General features: G+C 58.5%; 14 protein-coding genes, 1 tRNA gene and 1 pseudogene. 2 read left to right on the top strand and 14 right to left on the bottom strand.

Annotation, left to right across the window (positions count from 1 at the left end):
- The first annotated feature begins 714 nt into the window (after nt 1-714).
- Nucleotides 715-2397: an AMP-binding protein gene (locus FJ145_18580; GenBank protein ID MBM4263422.1), complete on the top strand. Its 1683-nt coding sequence runs from the start codon at nt 715-717 to the stop codon at nt 2395-2397.
- Between the two features lie 280 nt (nt 2398-2677).
- On the opposite strand, the gene FJ145_18575 is transcribed toward FJ145_18580, so the two are convergent.
- Entirely contained in the window at nt 2678-3565 is an 888-nt protein-coding gene (locus FJ145_18575; GenBank protein MBM4263421.1) for a dienelactone hydrolase family protein, read from the bottom strand.
- Nucleotides 3566-3834: 269 nt separating this feature from the next.
- On the opposite strand from FJ145_18575, the pseudogene FJ145_18570 reads away from it, so the two are divergent.
- Nucleotides 3835-4214: pseudogene (locus FJ145_18570) on the top strand (nucleotidyl transferase AbiEii/AbiGii toxin family protein).
- Between the two features lie 266 nt (nt 4215-4480).
- On the opposite strand, the gene FJ145_18565 reads toward FJ145_18570, so the two are convergent.
- From FJ145_18565 to FJ145_18505, 13 genes are all read right to left on the bottom strand, one after another.
- Nucleotides 4481-4557 (bottom strand) — tRNA-Met (locus tag FJ145_18565).
- A 118-nt stretch (nt 4558-4675) separates the two neighbouring features.
- Complete coding sequence (gene rpoD, locus FJ145_18560; GenBank protein MBM4263420.1) at nt 4676-6550, bottom strand: RNA polymerase sigma factor RpoD; 1875 nt, start codon at nt 6548-6550, stop codon at nt 4676-4678.
- Nucleotides 6478-8265, bottom strand: a complete 1788-nt coding sequence (locus tag FJ145_18555) for a DNA primase (protein MBM4263419.1) — start codon at nt 8263-8265, stop codon at nt 6478-6480. Before FJ145_18555 ends, rpoD begins: the two co-directional genes overlap by 73 nt.
- 27 nt (nt 8266-8292) lie before the next feature.
- Nucleotides 8293-8817 (bottom strand): CvpA family protein, encoded by a 525-nt coding sequence (locus tag FJ145_18550; GenBank protein MBM4263418.1) that lies wholly within the window; start codon nt 8815-8817, stop codon nt 8293-8295.
- A 141-nt stretch (nt 8818-8958) separates the two neighbouring features.
- A complete protein-coding gene (locus FJ145_18545) occupies nt 8959-9405 on the bottom strand; it encodes a GatB/YqeY domain-containing protein (GenBank protein ID MBM4263417.1) in 447 nt (148 codons plus the stop codon).
- A 54-nt stretch (nt 9406-9459) separates the two neighbouring features.
- The gene (locus FJ145_18540) at nt 9460-9654 is read right to left on the bottom strand and encodes a 30S ribosomal protein S21 (protein ID MBM4263416.1); all 195 of its coding nucleotides are present in this window, start codon (nt 9652-9654) and stop codon (nt 9460-9462) included.
- Nucleotides 9655-9811: 157 nt separating this feature from the next.
- On the bottom strand, nt 9812-10552 hold the full coding sequence (locus tag FJ145_18535; protein ID MBM4263415.1) for a TlyA family RNA methyltransferase: 741 nt from the start codon (nt 10550-10552) through the stop codon (nt 9812-9814).
- Nucleotides 10527-12446, bottom strand: coding sequence for a 1-deoxy-D-xylulose-5-phosphate synthase (gene dxs, locus FJ145_18530; GenBank protein ID MBM4263414.1), 1920 nt, complete (start codon nt 12444-12446; stop codon nt 10527-10529). Before dxs ends, FJ145_18535 begins: the two co-directional genes overlap by 26 nt.
- A gap of 1 nt (nt 12447) precedes the next feature.
- Complete coding sequence (locus FJ145_18525; GenBank protein ID MBM4263413.1) at nt 12448-13386, bottom strand: polyprenyl synthetase family protein; 939 nt, start codon at nt 13384-13386, stop codon at nt 12448-12450.
- A gap of 133 nt (nt 13387-13519) precedes the next feature.
- Nucleotides 13520-14362: a carotenoid biosynthesis protein gene (locus tag FJ145_18520; GenBank protein ID MBM4263412.1), complete on the bottom strand. Its 843-nt coding sequence runs from the start codon at nt 14360-14362 to the stop codon at nt 13520-13522.
- 19 nt (nt 14363-14381) lie between these two features.
- On the bottom strand, nt 14382-15335 hold the full coding sequence (locus tag FJ145_18515) for a phytoene/squalene synthase family protein (GenBank protein MBM4263411.1): 954 nt from the start codon (nt 15333-15335) through the stop codon (nt 14382-14384).
- Nucleotides 15328-16860: a phytoene desaturase gene (locus FJ145_18510; protein ID MBM4263410.1), complete on the bottom strand. Its 1533-nt coding sequence runs from the start codon at nt 16858-16860 to the stop codon at nt 15328-15330. The genes FJ145_18515 and FJ145_18510 overlap by 8 nt, the downstream gene beginning before the upstream one ends.
- On the bottom strand, nt 16853-17971 hold the full coding sequence (locus FJ145_18505) for a hypothetical protein (GenBank protein ID MBM4263409.1): 1119 nt from the start codon (nt 17969-17971) through the stop codon (nt 16853-16855). The genes FJ145_18510 and FJ145_18505 overlap by 8 nt, the downstream gene beginning before the upstream one ends.
- Nucleotides 17972-17979: the final 8 nt, after the last annotated feature.

Raw genomic sequence — 17979 nt, 5'->3', positions numbered from 1 at the left:
CATTCCATCTTCTTTGGATTGACCCTGGTGGCTGTAATCCGAGCCCATGATATGTTGTCTTCGCCGATGTGAGTCAAGCGATAAGCCAGGTCATCGTCCGCCTCGGCGGCGACGTAGAGCCGGTAGTCCTTGAATAGCTTTGGGCCCCACTTCATGGCCGCATCGGCGTCGCTGCCGGAGTTGAGTTTTGCGCCGCTGGACCAACTGCGGCAGCCCCTTGAAGATCATCGCCGCCATTGAAGACCCGCCGGTCATCGACAAGATCCTCAGCCATCTGGGCCTGCCGACCCGCGCCCCGGCTCGTCGAGTCGATTCATTCCAGGAAATCTGACACCCGAAAACCGCCTGCCACTGCAAGCCGATGGCGCCGCTCGCTCCGAGTTCGACAGAGCAGCGCCGTAAGCAACCTTTCGCGCGCTTACCGACCGCTCGCCGGGTGAGCCGACGATAGAACAGTGGGTTTTTTCATCGCGTAGAACACTGATTGACGATTCTGCCGGTTCTCCGCTATAGCTCCGCCATAGAAAAGGTGGTTTAAAAATCCTATCCAGATTTCGGCGCGATTTGAAGAGAAATCATGAGCGAAGAGTAGGCACAAGGTTTGCTGTCGAGTTCGGAAGGATCGCAAAACTCGGATTGAAGAAACGGATACTGATGCCAAGAAATCCACTGTCTTACAGAACACCGTGGTATTCTTGTTAAGGGTTGTTCCACATGGTGTCGACAATCCACCAGCTGTTGCAAGAAAGAGCTACTTTCACCGGGGACGGTATTGCCTTCGCGGCTGCCGGGAAAGGCCCGACCACATATTGTCAGCTTAGTGAGCACGTCAACAAATTGGCAGTGTTTCTCACCGCCAACCGTGTTGGCAGGCAAGACAGCGTAGCCGTTGTCTTGCCCAATGGGCCGGCGCTGGCGGTCGCCCTGTTGGCTTCGATGTCAGTTGCGGCGGCGGCGCCGCTCAATCCGGCTTACACCGATGCCGAATTAGACTACTTTTTCTCCGATCTCGAGGCCAGTGCTTTGATTGTCGATGACAGTGGTTCACTTGCCGCAAAGGTGGCGAGCAGGCGCGGTATTCCGGTTGTTGAATGGTGCGATGAACTGAGCGCTCCTCGCGGCGGCACGGGTTACGAAAGAGATGCGCAGCAAGTATCTCCCGACGCTCGACCGGCGGACATTGCGCTTAGGTTGTACATATCGGGCACGACTGCGGCACCCAAGCGTGTGCCGTTGAGTCACGGCAATCTCCTCGCTTCGGCAGGTAACATCGCAGCGACGTTGCAGTTAAGCCAGCGAGACCGCTGTCTTAACAGCATGCCGCTGTATCATGTTCATGGATTAGTCGGGGCGTTGCTGGCTTCGTTGACCGCGGGAGCGAGTGTTGCGCTGCCACCGCTGTTTGAGGTCGGTTTGTTTTGGCAATGGTTGAAGGAGCTGCAACCGACCTGGTACACGGCAGTGCCAACCATGCATCAGGCGATCGCGGCGCACGCCGCGGATCATCAAGAGATTATTGCTAATCACTCACTGCGGTTCATTCGGTCCTCTTCAGCGGCCCTGCCGGCGCGCCTGCTGACAAAGTTAGAAGCGACCTTCGCTGCTCCGGTGATTGAAGCCTACGGTATGACCGAAGCGGCGCATCAAATGGCGAGCAACCCTCTGCCTCCTGTCGAGCGCAAACCGGGGTCGGTGGGCAGAGCAGCTGGATCCGAGATTGCTATCATGGATGAAGCGGGCGGTCTGCTGACGGCCGGCGAGCGTGGCGAAATCGTTGTCCGTGGCGCCAATGTCATGGCCGGCTACGGAAACAATCCCGCGGCCAACGCTAACGCGTTCTCAGCGGGCTGGTTTCGCACCGGCGATGAAGGATATCAGGACCAAGACGGCCACCTTTTTATCACGGGTCGATTGAAAGAGAGGATCAACAAAGGCGGTGAAAAAATCTCGCCGCAGGAAATCGACGAAGCGTTGCTCGATCATCCTGAAGTATCGCAAGCCGTGGCCTTCGCCGTAGCGCACGCGACGCTCGGCGAAGATGTCGCAGCTGCGGTGGTTTTGCGACCTGGTTGCCAACTAACGGAGTCGAGTCTGCGGCAGTTCGTGGCGCAGCGGTTGGCAGCATACAAGATCCCGAGCCGGATTGTGACGCTTGACGAGCTGCCCATAGGCGCGACTGGCAAGTTGCAGCGCATCGGGCTAGCGGAGAAGTTAGCGAACGTCTTCTTGGAGCCGGCACCGAGCGGTCCGGAAGGAGATATCGAATCGCAGTTAGCGAGCATCTACGCCGAGGTGCTGGGAGTGCAACGAGTCAACCGCGCGGAAAACTTCTTTGCCCTCGGCGGCGACTCGCTGCGGCGAACCGGCAGAATTGTCAATCCGTTTTCTACGCGATGAAAAACCTTGCTTTTCTATTGGTCCGCTCGGCCAGAGAGCGCTAGGTAAGCGCACGAATGGTTGCTTACGGCGCCGTTCGATCGAGCTCAGAGCGAGCGTCGCCGTGGGCTTGCGTTGGTAAGCTGTTCTGACTGCCCAGATGCTCTGGAAAAGATCGAATCGATGAGCCGGCGCGCGCGGCGGGGCACGGGTCGGTAGACCGAGATGGGTGAGGATCTTGTCAATCACCGGCGGATCTTCAATGGCAGCGGATGCGCCGAGGCAATCACCGATCGCCCGGCTACGGCCGCAAGTGTTTGACAAAAAACGCTTCCGCGCGTTTCAACGTATCTTCCAGCGCCGCTTTATTCGGCGCGTGGCTTTGTTTGGCTTTGCCCGGATCGTCGTACGAATGGTGCGCGCCGGGATACATGAAAAATTCAATATCCGCGCCGCGCGTTTTGATGTGCTCCGCCAAGGTCGCGCACACCTGAGGCGAGACCTCATCGTCATCGGAGGCCACCAGCATCAACATCGGCGCATAGGGCTTGTAGTCGGCCTGATCGCGCTGAATGCGGCATCCCGGATACTGGCTGATCGCGGCGCGAAATTCGCGTTGCGGCGTGGGCGCGGCAAGCCGCGCGCGATCGGCCTGGTCGGGTGCCACGCGTGGCGGATTCGGGGCCAGCGCCGCAAGCAAGGTCATGCCGCCGTTCGACCAGCCGTGCACGCCGACGCGATCGGCAATCACATCGTTGCGGGTGCGCAAATAATCGAGCGCGCCATAAGCATCGAGCGGCCGCACCGACTGTTCGTTGACTTCGGGCGGACGACTGCTGTACGAGTGTTTGGGAAAACCCCGCGGGTAACCGCGCGGGCCGAAGCTGTCGACGTGCAGCGCCACATAACCGCGCTCGGCCCAGAAGTTGCCCCATAAACGGTGTCGCGCAGTGAGATTGGTCGCGTCCGCCACGCCGGGCCTCAGCGCCGAATAGGGCCCGCCGCGTCCATGCAACATCACCACCGCCGGATGCGGCCCCGCGCCCGCAGGCTTAAACAAGTAACCGACAAGTTCGGTCTTGCCGTCGCGGCTCGCGAACTTCACCGTCTCCGGCGTAGCTGCGAACCCGTTGCAGGCCAGCCCCAGCGCAAAAATGATGGCGTTCTGTAAGCATTTGATTTTAGTCATATTTTAACATGGCTTTCCGATGCGCCCGCTAATTCATCCTTCATCCTTGCGCCGTCATCCTTGACGCGAAACCACGCTGCATATAACGCCGGCAGAAAGGTTAAGGTCAACACCGTTGCAAACAACAGCCCGCCCATCCGTATAGGAATTTTAAACGCGCTTTTCTATGACCCAGAGCCATAGCGCGGGACCGCAAGAGATGTCAATTCGGTTTGTGCCTGGCGTAGCGGTTGACTCGGCCGGCTCAATACCGAGGTGGTGCCCGAGCTGTGATCCCGCGCGACTACATCACCGAATGGCGGGCACAGGTGCCTTGGGTGCAAGATTTTCAGGTTGAACTCAGCCGGGCTCTGGTTGAGATCTTCGGGCACCCACTTCTCGGAGCATCCCTGGCTTTCCGGGCGGAACGGCGATTTACAAACTTCACGTAAAGCCACCAGCCCGGTATTCGGCGGATATTGATCTCGTCCAAGTCGCGGCTGAGCCGGCTGGGCGGCTGATGAATGCGCTGCGCGCTGTGCTTGATCCGTGGCTGGGTAAGCCACAGCTGAAGGTAGAGATCAACTCACGTGAACATTTCACGGTGTACGGAATCACTCGCGTCCCCTTCTCCGTATCCTCTCGTTGGTTTCAAGGGTCATGCGACATCGAGCGCAAGCCCTACTCTACTCGTCACACCTTCATCTCTGCCGGGTTAAGCAATGGCGTCAACATCGAATGGCTTGCGGAATATTGCGGCACTTCAGTGGCGATGATCGAAAAGCACTACGGCAAATTCATCGGCGGTAACGCCGAAGAGCAGCTTTCGCGGCTGTTGGGGGGCAAAACCGGAACGCTTCCCGGAACGCTGCGGGGGCGAGCAGGCACCCCTAAGGCAGAACTGAATGATTTCAATAAGTTAAGTGAAGAAAAAGTTGGTGGGCCCACCTGGACTCGAACCAGGGACCAACCGGTTATGAGCCGGTGGCTCTAACCAACTGAGCTATGGGCCCCAAGGAGGGAAAACGTTGCGGGTTCGGGTTTAGAGTTTAGGGTTCCTTAAATCGCCTGATGCCGAAACATGTCGGCGTGTTTGGCGCGTTGGTGATTTCGAGTTGCGGATTCTCCCTGCTAGGTTTCCATGAAACTCTTCAGCCGTTTGCTGCGGCTAGGGTGGCGCAGCTTGCGCAGGGCCTTGGCTTCTATTTGTCGGATGCGCTCGCGGGTGACGGTAAACTTTTGGCCGACCTCTTCAAGCGTGTGGTCGGAGCGTTCGCCGATGCCGAAGCGCATGCGCAACACTTGCTCTTCGCGCGGTGTCAACGTCGCCAGCACTTTACGTGTTTGCTCCTGCAGGTTGATATTCACCACGGCATCCGACGGCGTGATGATGCGTTTGTCTTCGATGAAATCGCCTAAGTGACTGTCCTCTTCTTCGCCTACTGGGGTCTCCAGTGAAATCGGTTCCTTGGCGATCTTCAAAACCTTGCGCACTTTGTCGAGCGGGATCTCCATCTTGCTGGCGAGCTCTTCGGGGGTCGGCTCACGGCCGATTTCCTGGACGAGGTAGCGCGAGGTGCGGATCAGCTTGTTGATGGTCTCGATCATGTGCACCGGGATGCGAATCGTGCGCGCCTGGTCGGCGATCGCGCGCGTGATCGCCTGACGGATCCACCAGGTCGCATAGGTGGAGAACTTATAACCGCGCTGGTACTCGAACTTGTCGACGGCTTTCATCAAGCCGATGTTACCCTCTTGGATCAGATCGAGAAATTGCAAACCGCGGTTGGTGTATTTCTTGGCGATGCTGACCACCAGGCGCAAGTTCGCTTCGATCAATTCTTTCTTGGCGAGATTGGCTTTGGTTTCGCCTTCGAGGATCGACCAAACCCGCCGCTTGATTTCTTCTGCGGGCATTTCGATGTCGCGCTCGATCTGGCGCACCTCGCGGCGGGCGTTACGAATATCTTCGGCCATCTGCACGATGGCATCGTGGCCCATATGCATGGAGTGGCTGAGCCGCTGCCAGTCTTTGCGCTTGCCGTTGAGGCTCGCCACCGAGCGGAGAATTTCTCCCGCCGGGCGGCCGGCGCGCTGCTCGAAGTCTTTGACGCGCCGCTCATAGGACTGCATGCGCTCCATGGCCTTCTTCAAGCCATCGGCGATCGCCTCGGCCTGTTTGTGGTTGAGCTGCAGTGCTTTTAAGCCGGCGATGATTTTTTCCTGCAGTTTGTTTTGCGCCGAGGTCAATGCCTCGTGGCGCTGGCTGGAGACCCTCTTGCCATCGAGTTGGTGGCGCAGCTTGTCGCGCTCGCCGACGACGCGCCGAATCTTGCCGATCTGATCGAGCAAGCGCTTCTCGTGGACTTCTTCGTCGGTAAAGTTTTCAGCGTCCTCCTCGCCTTCTTCCTTGATGATTTCGCGCACGCGAATTTCGTGATTGGCCAGCTTCTCGCCCAATTCTAAAATATAGCTGAGCGCCATCGGGCTGGTGAGAACTTCGTGAATCACCTGGTTCTCGCCGTGCTCGATCTTCTTGGCGATCTCCACCTCGCCCTCGCGGCTGAGCAACGACACCGTGCCCATCTCGCGCAAGTACATGCGCACCGGGTCGCCGGTCTTGCCGACGACGTCGCCGTCGACGTCCGATTCAATCTCCTTCTCGTCTTCTTCGTCTTCCGACACCTCATCGCCGCCACCGCCGAGGGTCACGCGGGCGTTGGAATCGACAACCTCGATGTCCATTTCGCCAAAGATCGACATGACATCGTCGATCTGGTCGGGCGACACCACCTCCGCCGGCAGCATGTCATTGACATCGTCGTAGGTGAGGTAGCCCTTTTCCTTGCCGAGGTCGATCAGTTTCTTGACCTCTTTAAGGTCTTTTTTGCCGCCCGCTTTAGCGCCGCGCTGCGGCGCCGGCTCCTCTTGCTCTAACTCGTCATGTTCTTCGGATCGAGCCTTCGGCGTTCTAGCTGGCGTTCTTTTCGTACGATGTCTTGCCATTCTAGTATCCTTTCACGCTTGGCGTTCTCATCCTTGCGCTCTTCCGCAGCACGGATCGCCATGCGCAAGGTCCGTTCGAGACTTCGCAAATGTTGGCGACGCAGATGAATCAGGCAGTCGCTTGCCATCCGGCCGCTCTCTGCTTCCTCGACCCGCTCCCCCTCCAGAGCGAGCCCAGTCAACTCCGCCGCCCTCTCAGCGGCCAGCCGTTGGCCAACGCGAACTACATCGACCTTAGAATGTTCTTGCCATTCGGCGATAATAACGTCAACTACCTGAGCCCACTTGGCGCTCAGGGCTTGACGCACTTCGCCGTTAGTCTCGACCTCTGGGACAATCCGTTGCGGGTACACCAGCATCAACGCTACCAGCGAACGCTCGGCGAAATCATCACGAAGAACCGGAACCGGAGCGATTCCCGCCGCGTTACGAACTTGCGGTTGGCTCGCCACGGGGCGTCGCAACACTCTTTCGTCAATGCCGAGATCCGCGGCTCTACGGACGAGCAAATCAACTTCGACTTGAGTTCGCACTTTCGTGAGCACGCGATTCACTTCTTCGGCTGTCTGCTTTTTGCCTTCGAGCGTCCGACCGAAGCGTTTGTCGAGCCATTCAAAAAAATAATCGGGCAGCGGCACCGCCTTTTCCAGAATGGCTTCCAATGCAGCTTTTCCTTGTTTTCGCACAAAGGTATCGGGATCTTCACTCGGCGGCAAGAACGCCGCCCGGCCCAGCAAACCCGCTTCGACGAAAACCTCGAAGCTGCGCGACGCTGCTTTCTGGCCGGCGACATCGCCATCGAACAATGCGATGATATTTTTCGTGTAGCGCGATAACAGTCGCACGTGATCAACCGTCAGTGCCGTGCCGAGCGTCGCCACAGCGTAGTCGATGCCATGCTGAAAGAGCGCGATCACGTCGAGGTAGCCTTCAACGACCACAACGCGGTCCGATTTGCGAATGCCGTCTTTGGCGTGAAACAAACCGTAGAGCGTGCCGCTTTTGTGAAACAGCGGCGTCTCGCTCGAGTTCAAATACTTGGGCAGGGCTTGGTCCAGTACCCGGCCACCGAACGCCACCACCTTGCCGCCGGGGTTCAGAATTGGGAACATCACCCGCGCGAAAAATTTCTCGTGATACTGCTGCGGCGCTTTCTGGCCGATCAGGCCAAGCTTGAGCGCGTCCTGAACGGAAAACTTTTCCTGTTTGATCACCTCGATCAGGCCGGAACCGTACGGCGGCGCAAAGCCGATCATGAAGTTTTTCACCGTCGCTTCATCCAAGCCGCGTTGTTTGAGGTACTCGCGCGCGCGCTTGCCTTCGGGATGGGCGGTGAGCATGCGCTGGTAGTTGACGGCGGCGCGTTCGTTGAGGCGATAGAGCAGTTCGCGCGCACCCTGGTCGCCGTATTGACCGCCCCGCTGGTCGCGCTCGATCTCGATGCCGTAGCGCTTGGCGACCCGCTCCACCGCCTCGGGAAAGCTCAGGTGATCGTACTGCATGAGAAAATTAAACACGCTGCCGCCGGCCTGACAGCCAAAACAATGAAAGATCCCCTTCTCTTCGTTGACTGTAAACGATGGGGTTTTCTCACCGTGAAATGGGCATAAGCCCATGTGATTGCGGCCGGTCTTTTTGAGGGTAACGTAGTCTGAGATCACTTCGACGATGGAAGCTCGGTTGCGAATCTGCGCGATCTGCTCTTGCTTGATCATGGCTTCGATCGGCCCTGGCGTTGCCTGCTAAAGCGCGCCGCCGGCATTGGCCGGGGAGTTAAGCAAACGGCTTTTGCCGAGGCGCCAAAGTCCTTCCGCCCATTGCGACAGCGGTGCCACCAGCACCGCCTCTTCCAGGCTTTGGCGCGTCGTGTCGGGCAGCCAGGAAGCCGAAGAGAGAAACAGAGCCAAGAGACCGACAAGCGCCGTGCCTTTGCCGACGCCCACAGCGACACCGCCAATGCGATTGATGGTTTTCAGGAACAAGAGTTTTTCCGAACGATGGAGCAGCCAGCCTGCCAGGCTGAAACAAAAATAAACCATGAAAAACAGCGCAACGAAAGCGATTCCCTTGAAAAAAAACGGCGTCAGCTGCCAGTATTGCGCGCCCCAGGCGGCCGCCGCGTCACTGTAGCGGCTTGCGACCACGAAGCCCGCCAGCAAACCGGCCAGCGAAAACACTTCGCGAAACAGTCCTCGAAAAAACCCCCTGAGTCCAAATAGACTCAGCACAGCGAGAACCGTCAAATCAATCCAGTTCGCCACCGGCAACTACTTTGGGTCGAGCCATCTTGCGCGCACTGCTAGATCGCGAGAACGGCGATCGCGAGCGCGCGCTCCGTTTGCCTAGGAGTAAAACGCTGAAACTTGCTACGTTGAGAGAAATCAGACGCTGGCAACCGAAAGACTCTGCTAGCCCTCGAGCAGAGCTTTAGCCAACTCGTTAACCTTCTTGCCGTCGCTGCGACCACTGACTTTGGGCATGACCAGCTTCATGACTTTGCCGAGATCTTGCATGCCCTGTGCGCCGACTTCCTCGATGCTGGCCTTGATCACCGCGCGCACTTCATCGTCACTTAACTGCTGCGGCAAAAACCGCTGCAAGATTTTCAGCTCATCCGCTTCTTTTTGCGCCAGCTCAGCGCGATTGCCTTTGCGATAGAGCTCGATCGCTTCGCTGCGCTGCTTCGACAAGGTGGTGATGGTTTTCTGAACTTCCTCGTCGCTCAGGTCGCGCCGCAGGCGGATCTCTTCGTTATGCAACGCTGCCAGGAGCAGCCGCAGCGTCGAGAGCGTCAGCGCATCGCCGCTCTTCATCGCCGCTTTAACCGAATCTTGAATCTGGGTTTTTAATGGCATTGGAAAGTGTCGGCCACGACGGACGCCGCGGCCGACCACACATCGAGCTTGGGTCTAAAAAGAGTGACGCACACGCCGCATGGCTCGCTTCTTGGCGGCAATGGCTTTTTTCTTTCGTTTCACACTGGGCTTTTCGTAGTGCTCGCGTTTGCGCAATTCAGCCAAGATGCCGGCTTTCTCGCAGAGCTTTTTGAAGCGCCGGATGGCGCTCTCGATGGATTCGTTCTCTCGGACTCTCACACCCGTCATAGTTGAATCACCCCCAGTCCACCCGTTCGCCTGATCGCAGGGATTGTAGCGAATCTTTCCGCCAAGTCAAGCAAATCGCCAGCAAAATAAAATAGTTGGCAAGCTTTGACAGCTCCCTGGAAGGCATCTAAAAAAGCCGCTGTGCCCTCGGCGGGGATCATCCGACAAGCACCAGCTGAAGCAAAAATTCCCGGTTGCCTTTGGGCCCCAATAAGGGCGATTCGACCAGCCCGCGGACCTGAAAGCCTGCTGCTTGCGCGGCCTCTCTGATCTCTTCGATCACCCGCTCGTGCTCCGCCGCCGCGCGCACCACTCCCCCCTTGCCGACTTTGCCTTTACCCACTTCGAATTGCGGCTTGATCAGGGCGATCACTTGCGCGCCGGCTGCCAGGAGCTTTTTGACCTGCGGCAGGACTAGCTTGAGCGAGATAAAAGAGACATCGATGGTGGCAATGTCGGCGGCGCTGGGCAACCGCTCCAAATCGAGATAACGGATGTTGGTTTTCTCGAAGACTCTGACCCGGGGATCGCTGCGGATCTTCCAGGCTAGCTGACCATAGCCGACGTCGACCGCGAAGACTTGGGCCGCTCCATGAGACAGTAGGCAATCGGTGAACCCACCTGTGGAGGCGCCGACATCCAAAACGGTTTTGCCGACGACGTCGAGGGCAAACTCACGCAGCGCTTTTTCGATTTTGTCGCCGCCCCGGCTCACGTAGGACGAAGCGCGGGGCTTTAAGCGAACCGTTGCGTCCAGGCTGATTTGGCTGCCGGCTTTGGTCACCGGTTGATCATCGACCAGCACCTCTCCAGCCAAAATTCGGCCGCGCCCCTCCTCGCGGCTCGCCACAAGGGCGCGATCCACCAACAGCTTATCGAGCCGCTCCCTCTTTGCCATCCTCCCTGCTTCGCTTTCTGTCGGCGCGCACCATTTGCAGCGCCGCTTGAGTAATCGCCTCCTGGTCAAAGCCGCAAATTTTGCGCAGCTCGTCCTGCGTGCCATGGGCGACGAAGCGGTCCGGCACGCCGAGGCGGCGCACCGCCAAGTGGCTCAGCCCCTCCTCGGCGAAAAACTCGAGCAGCGCACTGCCAAAACCGCCGACCACGGTGTGATCTTCCACGGTGATGACGTTGGTGACGCGGCCAAGGACATCGCGCAGCAGTTCTTTATCGAGCGGCTTGACAAAGCGGGCGTTCACCACCGCGGCGTCGATGCCGAGCGGCGCCAGATCGTTGGCCGCCCGCAGCGCCGGCAACACCGTATGGCCGATGCCAACGATCGCAATGTCTTTGCCGCCGCGCAAAAGCTCCCCTTTGCCGATCGGCAAGGGTCGCGGTTTCTCGTCCATTTTGAGGCCCCAGCCATCGCCGCGCGGGTAGCGCAGCGAAATCGGACCATCGTAATCGATGGCGGTCTTCAACATATGCTGCAGCTCGTTCTCATCCTTGGGCGCCATGATGACGAGATTGGGAATCGAGCGCATGTAAGCAAAATCGAACACGCCATGATGGGTCGGCCCATCGGCGCCCACCAGACCGCCACGGTCGAGGGCGAACACCACGTGCAAATTTTGCAGGCAAACGTCGTGCAAAATCTCGTCGTAGCCGCGTTGCAAAAATGTCGAATAGATCGCCACGACGGGAATGTAACCTTCGGTCGCCATGCCGGCGGCAAACGTCACCGCGTGCTGCTCGGCGATGCCAACGTCATAAGAACGCCCCGGCAGTTCCCGCGACAGCTTGTCGATGCCGGTGCCGCTGCCCATCGCTGCGGTGATGCCGACTACTTTGGGATTTTCCTTGGCGACTTTGATCAAGGCCTGGGCAAAAACATCGGTGTAGCTGGGAATCGGCCCTTTTTCTTTTTTCCATTTACCGGTCAAAACATGGAACGGCACCACGCCGTGATACTTGATCGGGTCCTTCTCGGCCGGCGGATACCCTTTGCCTTTTTTCGTCAGCACATGGACGAGGGTTGGCCCCTCGATCTTCTTGACGTTTTCGAGGGTTGTCACCATCTCGGCAATATTATGGCCGTCGATGGGACCGACATATTGAAAGCCCAAGCTCTCGAACAAGAATCCCGGCGTGACAAAGCCAAGAAAGGAATCGCGCACTTTGCGCGCGGCAAGTTTCAAATTTTCCCCCTGCGGCAAATTCAGCAACAGGTTTGAAAAGTGCTTTTGCAACCGCACGCCCAAGTCCGTGGTAAACTGTTTACTCAAGAACGACGACACGGCGCCGACGCGTGGATCGATAAAATGCTCATTGTCGTTCAAGACCACGATCAAATCTTTATCGAGGTGGCTCGCCGCGTTGAGCCCCTCAAACGTCAATCCTGCGCTCAAGCCGCCGTCACTGATGACCGCCACGACTTTGCGCGACGTGCCGGCCAAGTTGCTGGCCTCAACCATGCCCAGCGCCGCCGAGATTGAAGTGCCCGCATGGCCTGCGCCGAAGACGTCGTATTCGCTTTCTTCACGGCTCAGAAATCCGCTGAGTCCGCCCAATTGGCGGATGGTCGATAACCGCGCGCGCCGGCCGCAAATAAGTTTGTGCGCATAGGCTTGATGGCCGGTGTCCCAGACAATGCGATCCTTCGGCGTGTCGAAAACGTAATGGAGCGCCAGCGTCAGCTCCACCGCGCCCAGGGTCGAAGCCAAATGACCGCCCACCTCCGACACCACGGAAACCACCTCGTCGCGCACCTCCTGGGCCAACTGAGGCAGCTGCTCGACCGGCAGCCGGCGAATGTCTTTGGGGGCATCCACTCTATCTAGCAATCTTGTCATGTCAGATTTTCATCTCCTCTGATCGAGCTTTACCATTTTGTTGGAGCGCGCGTTGGGCAATCTGCACGGTCAATTCGCGCAGCGGATCGGCCGCCCTGCCAAAGGGCGCAAGCCCAGCCAGGCATTGATCGAGCAACTGCTTCAGTCGTGTTTGCGCTTGCCCGACACCGACCACCGAGGGATAGGTCGCCTTGTTCCACTCGTTATGGCCTGACTCGCCGCCCTCACCCGGCGCGGTCTCGCCTAAAATGTCCAAGATGTCATCGGCGATTTGAAACGCCAAGCCGAGCGTTTCGCCAAAGCGCGACATGCGCCGCAGGTCGGCCTCGCCGGCGCCGGCAACCTGGGCGCCCAGACGAATGGATGCGCGAATGAGCGCGCCGGTCTTGCGCACATGGATGTATTCGACAACGCCAATATCCACTTCGCGGCGGTCGGCTTCGATATCGAAGGCTTGACCGCCCACCAATCCGGAGATGCCAATGGCACAGGAGAGTTCATGAATCAGCCGCAGAATCAGATCCGGCGCCAGCTGCTTGGCGACCTCCGGTCCGGAGATCACCCGAAACGCTTCGGTCAACAATCCATCGCCTGCCAACAGCGCAATTCCTTCGCCAAAAACTTTATGATTGGTCGGCTCGCCGCGGCGCAGATCGTCGTTGTCGAGCGCCGGCAGATCGTCATGGATCAAGGAGTAGCCATGGATCATCTCGACCGCGCACGCAAACGGCATGAGAGCTCGGCGTTTGCCGCCGAACGCTTCGCCGGCCGCAAGCACCAAGATCGGCCGCACGCGTTTGCCGCCGGGAAACAGGCCGTAACGCATCGCCCGCCAAATCGTATGGGAGTGTTCGGAGTAGCGGCCAAGGTAGCTATCGAGGGCGCGGTCCACCGCCTCACGGCGTGAGCGCAAGTAGTGCTCCAGATCAAATTTGGCCACGCCGTGCAAACGTTTCGCTGCCACACTAGAATTCAAGTATCACCGTCGTTTCATCACCAAGCTAAAGTGCGCTCAGTGTAACATCGAGCGGCTCAATTCTTCAAATTCGCCGATGCAGATTTGGTGCAGAGATTCATGAAAGATGGCGCGACGCGCCCGCCTCCGCTGGAAATTTAGGGTTCAAGGCACTTAAAGACTCCGGCGCCGATTGAGTCTTTCGGAAAGCGACCAAAGCCAAAACCACACTGCCGATGCCGGCCGCCACTGCCAGCCAATATTGATTGAGAGCACAAAATCCAAGCGGCAAGGCAAAATTGACAAAGTAGACCCACCCGGCGAAGCTTACCGTGCTGCGCGGCTCAGGCTCAACTCGGTGCAGGATGACAAACAGCACCAAGCCAGTGACTGCCCAACCGAACAGATTGCTCCATGGCATCCCATAGTAGCTTCCCGCTTCACCCCAGACCCAATAGCTCGTCACCTTGCTCATCGCCGGATCGAGCAACAGGTCCCAGGCCACGAGTAGCCAGGTTGCCAGGAGGACGCATTTCATACCCATGGCGCGCTGGCGCGCGATCACCCAGCAAACCCAGGCCAGGGTGAACCAACTGAGAGGAATCAGATACGGCACCAGGCCAAACCATTTAGGCCCCAGCAGGTGGGTGTAAGAGTACGGGCCAAACGGGATGCCCCATCCGGTTCCCATCAGTTCGCTGGCGAGACTCACGGCATAAATGGCGATGAACGCGACCAGCGCTCTTAGTCGGTTGCGCATAAGCGCATCGGCAACCACCGCCAGTCCGCCGAACAGCATATTGCCGATGGCAAAGCCGGAAAACGCCCAAGTGAAAAAGCGCGCTTGCGGATCGACCTGCATGAGTAGGTCCGGCCGCGCGGTAAAGATGCCGTAGCCCAACAGACTCGCGACAACAATAGCGGCTTGCACGGCGAGCAAAATCCACGGGATCAAATGCATCGTGTTTTCTCCATACACATTAGCGGACTTGCGCAAAGGTCAACACATGATCGATCGGCACGGGCGACCAGGGGCGGGCGCATCGCGCCGGCAATGAACTCAGCAGTTTGCCCACACCGCGCAGGACAACCCGGATTTTACGCACGCCCGTCACATAGGTGCGCTGGTCCCAGGCGTGCGCGCCCCTTCTCAGCAGCAACGAGCCAATCTCAGAGTAAACCTGGCGCGCGGCTGACACCGCGCAGGCGGAGCGAAACGACAAATGCCACAGACCGGCGTCACCGGAGCGGTAGTAATCATCGGCTCGCTGTAGCAAACGCTGCGTCAGCTGAGCTAGTTTTGCACGGTTCTTCGCCTCGGCAATTTCTTCAGCAGCGACACCTGCCTGGTCGAGCCACTCCTGCGGCAGGTAGATCCGGCCGAGCGCTGCGTCTTCGATGATATCGCGAGCGATGTTGGTGAGCTGCATGGCGATGCCCAAGTCCGCGGCATGCTTGAGCGCGGTCTGGTCGCGCAGGCCCATCACATGGGACATCATCAGGCCGACGGTGCCGGCAACGCGATAGCAGTAGAGCAGCAGTTCGTCGAGCGTTCGATAGCGTGTCTGGCGCACATCCATCGCCATGCCTTCGATCAATTCCAGCGCGTAGTGGGACGGAATGGCGTAGCGTCGCACGATATACTGCATTGCAACAAACACGGCTTGATCCTGCGCCTCGTTGGTAAACGCAGCAAGCGTGGCGCGCTTCAGCTCCGCCACTCGGCGCTCCATTTGAGCTCGATCGGCTTGCTGGCCGGCCTCGTCCACTTGATCATCACAGTAGCGGCACCAGCCATAGAGAAAGAACGCCGCATGGCGGTTTTCCGGCTCGAAAAGCTTGGCCGCAAGAGAAAAACTCTTCGACCCTTTGGCGATCATCCAGCGGCACTCGTCGAGTGCGGCTCGGACCTCGTTTGGCAGCCCTTCAGGCATAGGAAGGTTCGGCCACTTTTTGGCGCGCGCGCGTAAGCGGCGATTTGTAATCCTGCAAAATCAAACCCGCCGTCGCTTTGCCTGAATTGACCACGCCGGGAATCCCCGCCCCTGGGTGGGTGCCGGCACCGACAAAGTAAAGCCCCTTAATGATGCGATCGCGGTTGTGCACGCGAAAATAGGCGCTCTGGGTCAAACGCGGCTCGAGCGAAAATGCCGAGCCGTTGAAGGCGTTCAACTCGGTTTCAAAATCTTTCGGCGTGAAAATACGCTGTGTGACGATCGCGTCGCGCAGTCCGGGCATGTAGCGCTCTTCGAGATATTTGAGAATGCGCTCGGCGTAGCGCGGACCTTCGATCCTCCAGTCGATCGCTAGCTTGCCAAGATGCGGCACCGGCGACAGCACGTAATAGGTCTCGCAGCCCGGTGGCGCCAACCCCGGATCGCTTTTTGACGGCGCATGCAGATAAAGCGAAAAATCACTGGCCAGCCGGCCGCCCAAGAAAACATCTTCCAACAACTCGCGATAACGCGGCCCGAAAATAATATTGTGATGCAAAAGATCCGGATAGTTTTGCCGCACACCGAAGTAGATCAAAAACAACGACATGCTGTGCGCCATGCGCTTGAGCTTGTGCCGCATGGCGCCGATCTCGGGTGCGTGCTTGAGCAGTCGATCGTAGGTGTGAACCACATCGGCATTGCTGACAACCACGTCGAACTGCTCGCGCGCGCCGTCTTGGGTGCGCAGCCCGATCACTTTCTCATTCTCGGTGAGAATCTCGGCCACTTCACTCTGGTAGTGAATCTTGCCGCCCATTTCATCGTAGAGCTTGACCAGCGACTGCACCAAGGCGCCGGTGCCACCTTTGGGAAAGTAAACGCCCCACTTCCGTTCCAGGCAGTGAATCAATGTGTAGATCGAGGTGGTGGTAAACGGATTGCCGCCGACGAGCAGAGAGTGAAAGCTAAACAGCTGGCGCAGATGGGGATCTTGAATATGTTTAGCCACCGCACTGTAAACCGACCGATACGCTTCCAAGCGAATCAACTGCGGCGCCACGGCGATCATGCTGCGCCAATTTAAAAACGGCACATGGGCCAGTTTTTCGTAGCCCTCGCGGAAGACCTCTTCGGAGTAGGCAAGAAACTTCTTGTAGCCCGGCAGATCGCCTGGTGCTTTAGCGATGATTTGCTTTTCGATCGCTTCGCCATCGTCCGAGTAGTCGAAACGGTAACCATCTTCCCAGAACAAACGATAAAACGGTTTGACCGGCAGGAGCTCGACGTAATCGTCGAGCTCGCGACCGGCAATCGTGAACAGTTCACGCAAACAACCGGGCGCGGTAATCACCGTCGGGCCGGCATCGAAAGTGAACCCCTGATCGCGATAAACGTAAGCGCGCCCGCCGGCCAGATCACGTTTCTCAAAAATCACGGTTTCCATGCCGGCAGCCTGCAAGCGGATCGCTGCCGCTAAACCGCCGAAGCCACTGCCGACGATCGCTGCGCGCGGCTTAGTCATAGGCCACCGCGATCTCCTCACCCAAGTGACGCAGCTGCTCCAAGGCCGGCTTCGACCATGCTTGCGGCGCGTCTTTCAAGCCTGCTTCCAAAAAACGGAACGCCGCATCGAGATGGCCGCGGGCGCTCTGGCGCACGTAGGGAATCAACTCATAGCGGGTCATCCAGTCATTTAGCGCGGCTGACTCAGGCAGAGCCTGCACCGCGGCGACGAAGGCCTGATACTCTTTTGCCGGACTGAGCGTGGCCGCGCAGGCCCACACCCAACAAAGTCTTTTCATTAACAGGTCTTCGCATCTTTTGGCCGGTTCACAGCGGCCGATGACGTTTCCCATATCGTCAAACATCTGCAGCGCAACGCCAAGACGTTTGCCAAATTCGTCCAACAGCCGCACCATCCGCACCGGCGCCGCTGCCGCTGCGCCACCCAATGCCGCAGCAAAACCCATCAACGCGCCGGTCTTCAATTCGACGGTGCCGAGGCAGGCCGGCGCCACCGCCGACTGCGCCAAGGTATTGGCGCGACAGCCAAGGTCGGCCGCTTGGCCCAGGTGGGCGCGCGACATAGTCCGATGGTACAGTTCGTAAACCAGCAATTTTGCGCTTTCCGGTAGATCCAAGCGCCGAATCAGGTCGGCGGACCAAAAGTAGAGCCAGTTGCCGGCATTGAGCGCGAGCGGCACACCGTGCCGCACATGCAGCGCCGGATGGCCGCGCCGCACCAGGCTGCCGTCTTCAATATCGTCGACGATCAAGGAACCAAGGTGAATCACCTCCACCACTTCGGCTGCGCGCCGGCAATAGGCCGCGTCCTGTGCAACCGAAGGTGAGGCAGTATTGACCAGTTGGTAGCACAAGCTCACCAGCTGCGCGCGGATGCGCTTGCCGGGATGGGCCGTCGCCTCCGCCACCGGGCCGAACAATGCACGATCCAAAATGTCCTGTAGCGCAGCAACATCGTTCACGCCGAGCAGCTCACCGAGGTTGTCCAGAAAGGGCAGGCTTCCGCTCGGCCGATGGCTCGCCACAACCTCACGGCGCGGCCACTCGGGACGATGAGCCAGTGGTTGTTCCAGCACCGCGCTGTCATTTGCAAAATACGGATTTTTCACACATCCCC

Source organism: Deltaproteobacteria bacterium (genome assembly GCA_016874755.1).
GTDB lineage: Bacteria > Desulfobacterota > Binatia > UBA9968 > UBA9968 > DP-20.
This window is presented reverse-complemented; position numbering and strand designations above follow the sequence as displayed.

Coding starts and splice junctions, on each gene's coding strand:
- FJ145_18545 (MBM4263417.1), bottom strand. CDS start 9,405: ATGCCATTAAAAACCCAGATTCAAGATTCGGTTAAAGCGGCGATGAAG.
- dxs (MBM4263414.1), bottom strand. CDS start 12,446: ATGACAAGATTGCTAGATAGAGTGGATGCCCCCAAAGACATTCGCCGG.
- FJ145_18580 (MBM4263422.1), top strand. CDS start 715: ATGGTGTCGACAATCCACCAGCTGTTGCAAGAAAGAGCTACTTTCACC.
- FJ145_18510 (MBM4263410.1), bottom strand. CDS start 16,860: ATGACTAAGCCGCGCGCAGCGATCGTCGGCAGTGGCTTCGGCGGTTTA.
- FJ145_18555 (MBM4263419.1), bottom strand. CDS start 8,265: ATGATCAAGCAAGAGCAGATCGCGCAGATTCGCAACCGAGCTTCCATC.
- FJ145_18535 (MBM4263415.1), bottom strand. CDS start 10,552: ATGGCAAAGAGGGAGCGGCTCGATAAGCTGTTGGTGGATCGCGCCCTT.
- FJ145_18540 (MBM4263416.1), bottom strand. CDS start 9,654: ATGACGGGTGTGAGAGTCCGAGAGAACGAATCCATCGAGAGCGCCATC.
- rpoD (MBM4263420.1), bottom strand. CDS start 6,550: ATGGCAAGACATCGTACGAAAAGAACGCCAGCTAGAACGCCGAAGGCT.
- FJ145_18575 (MBM4263421.1), bottom strand. CDS start 3,565: ATGACTAAAATCAAATGCTTACAGAACGCCATCATTTTTGCGCTGGGG.
- FJ145_18520 (MBM4263412.1), bottom strand. CDS start 14,362: ATGCATTTGATCCCGTGGATTTTGCTCGCCGTGCAAGCCGCTATTGTT.
- FJ145_18515 (MBM4263411.1), bottom strand. CDS start 15,335: ATGCCTGAAGGGCTGCCAAACGAGGTCCGAGCCGCACTCGACGAGTGC.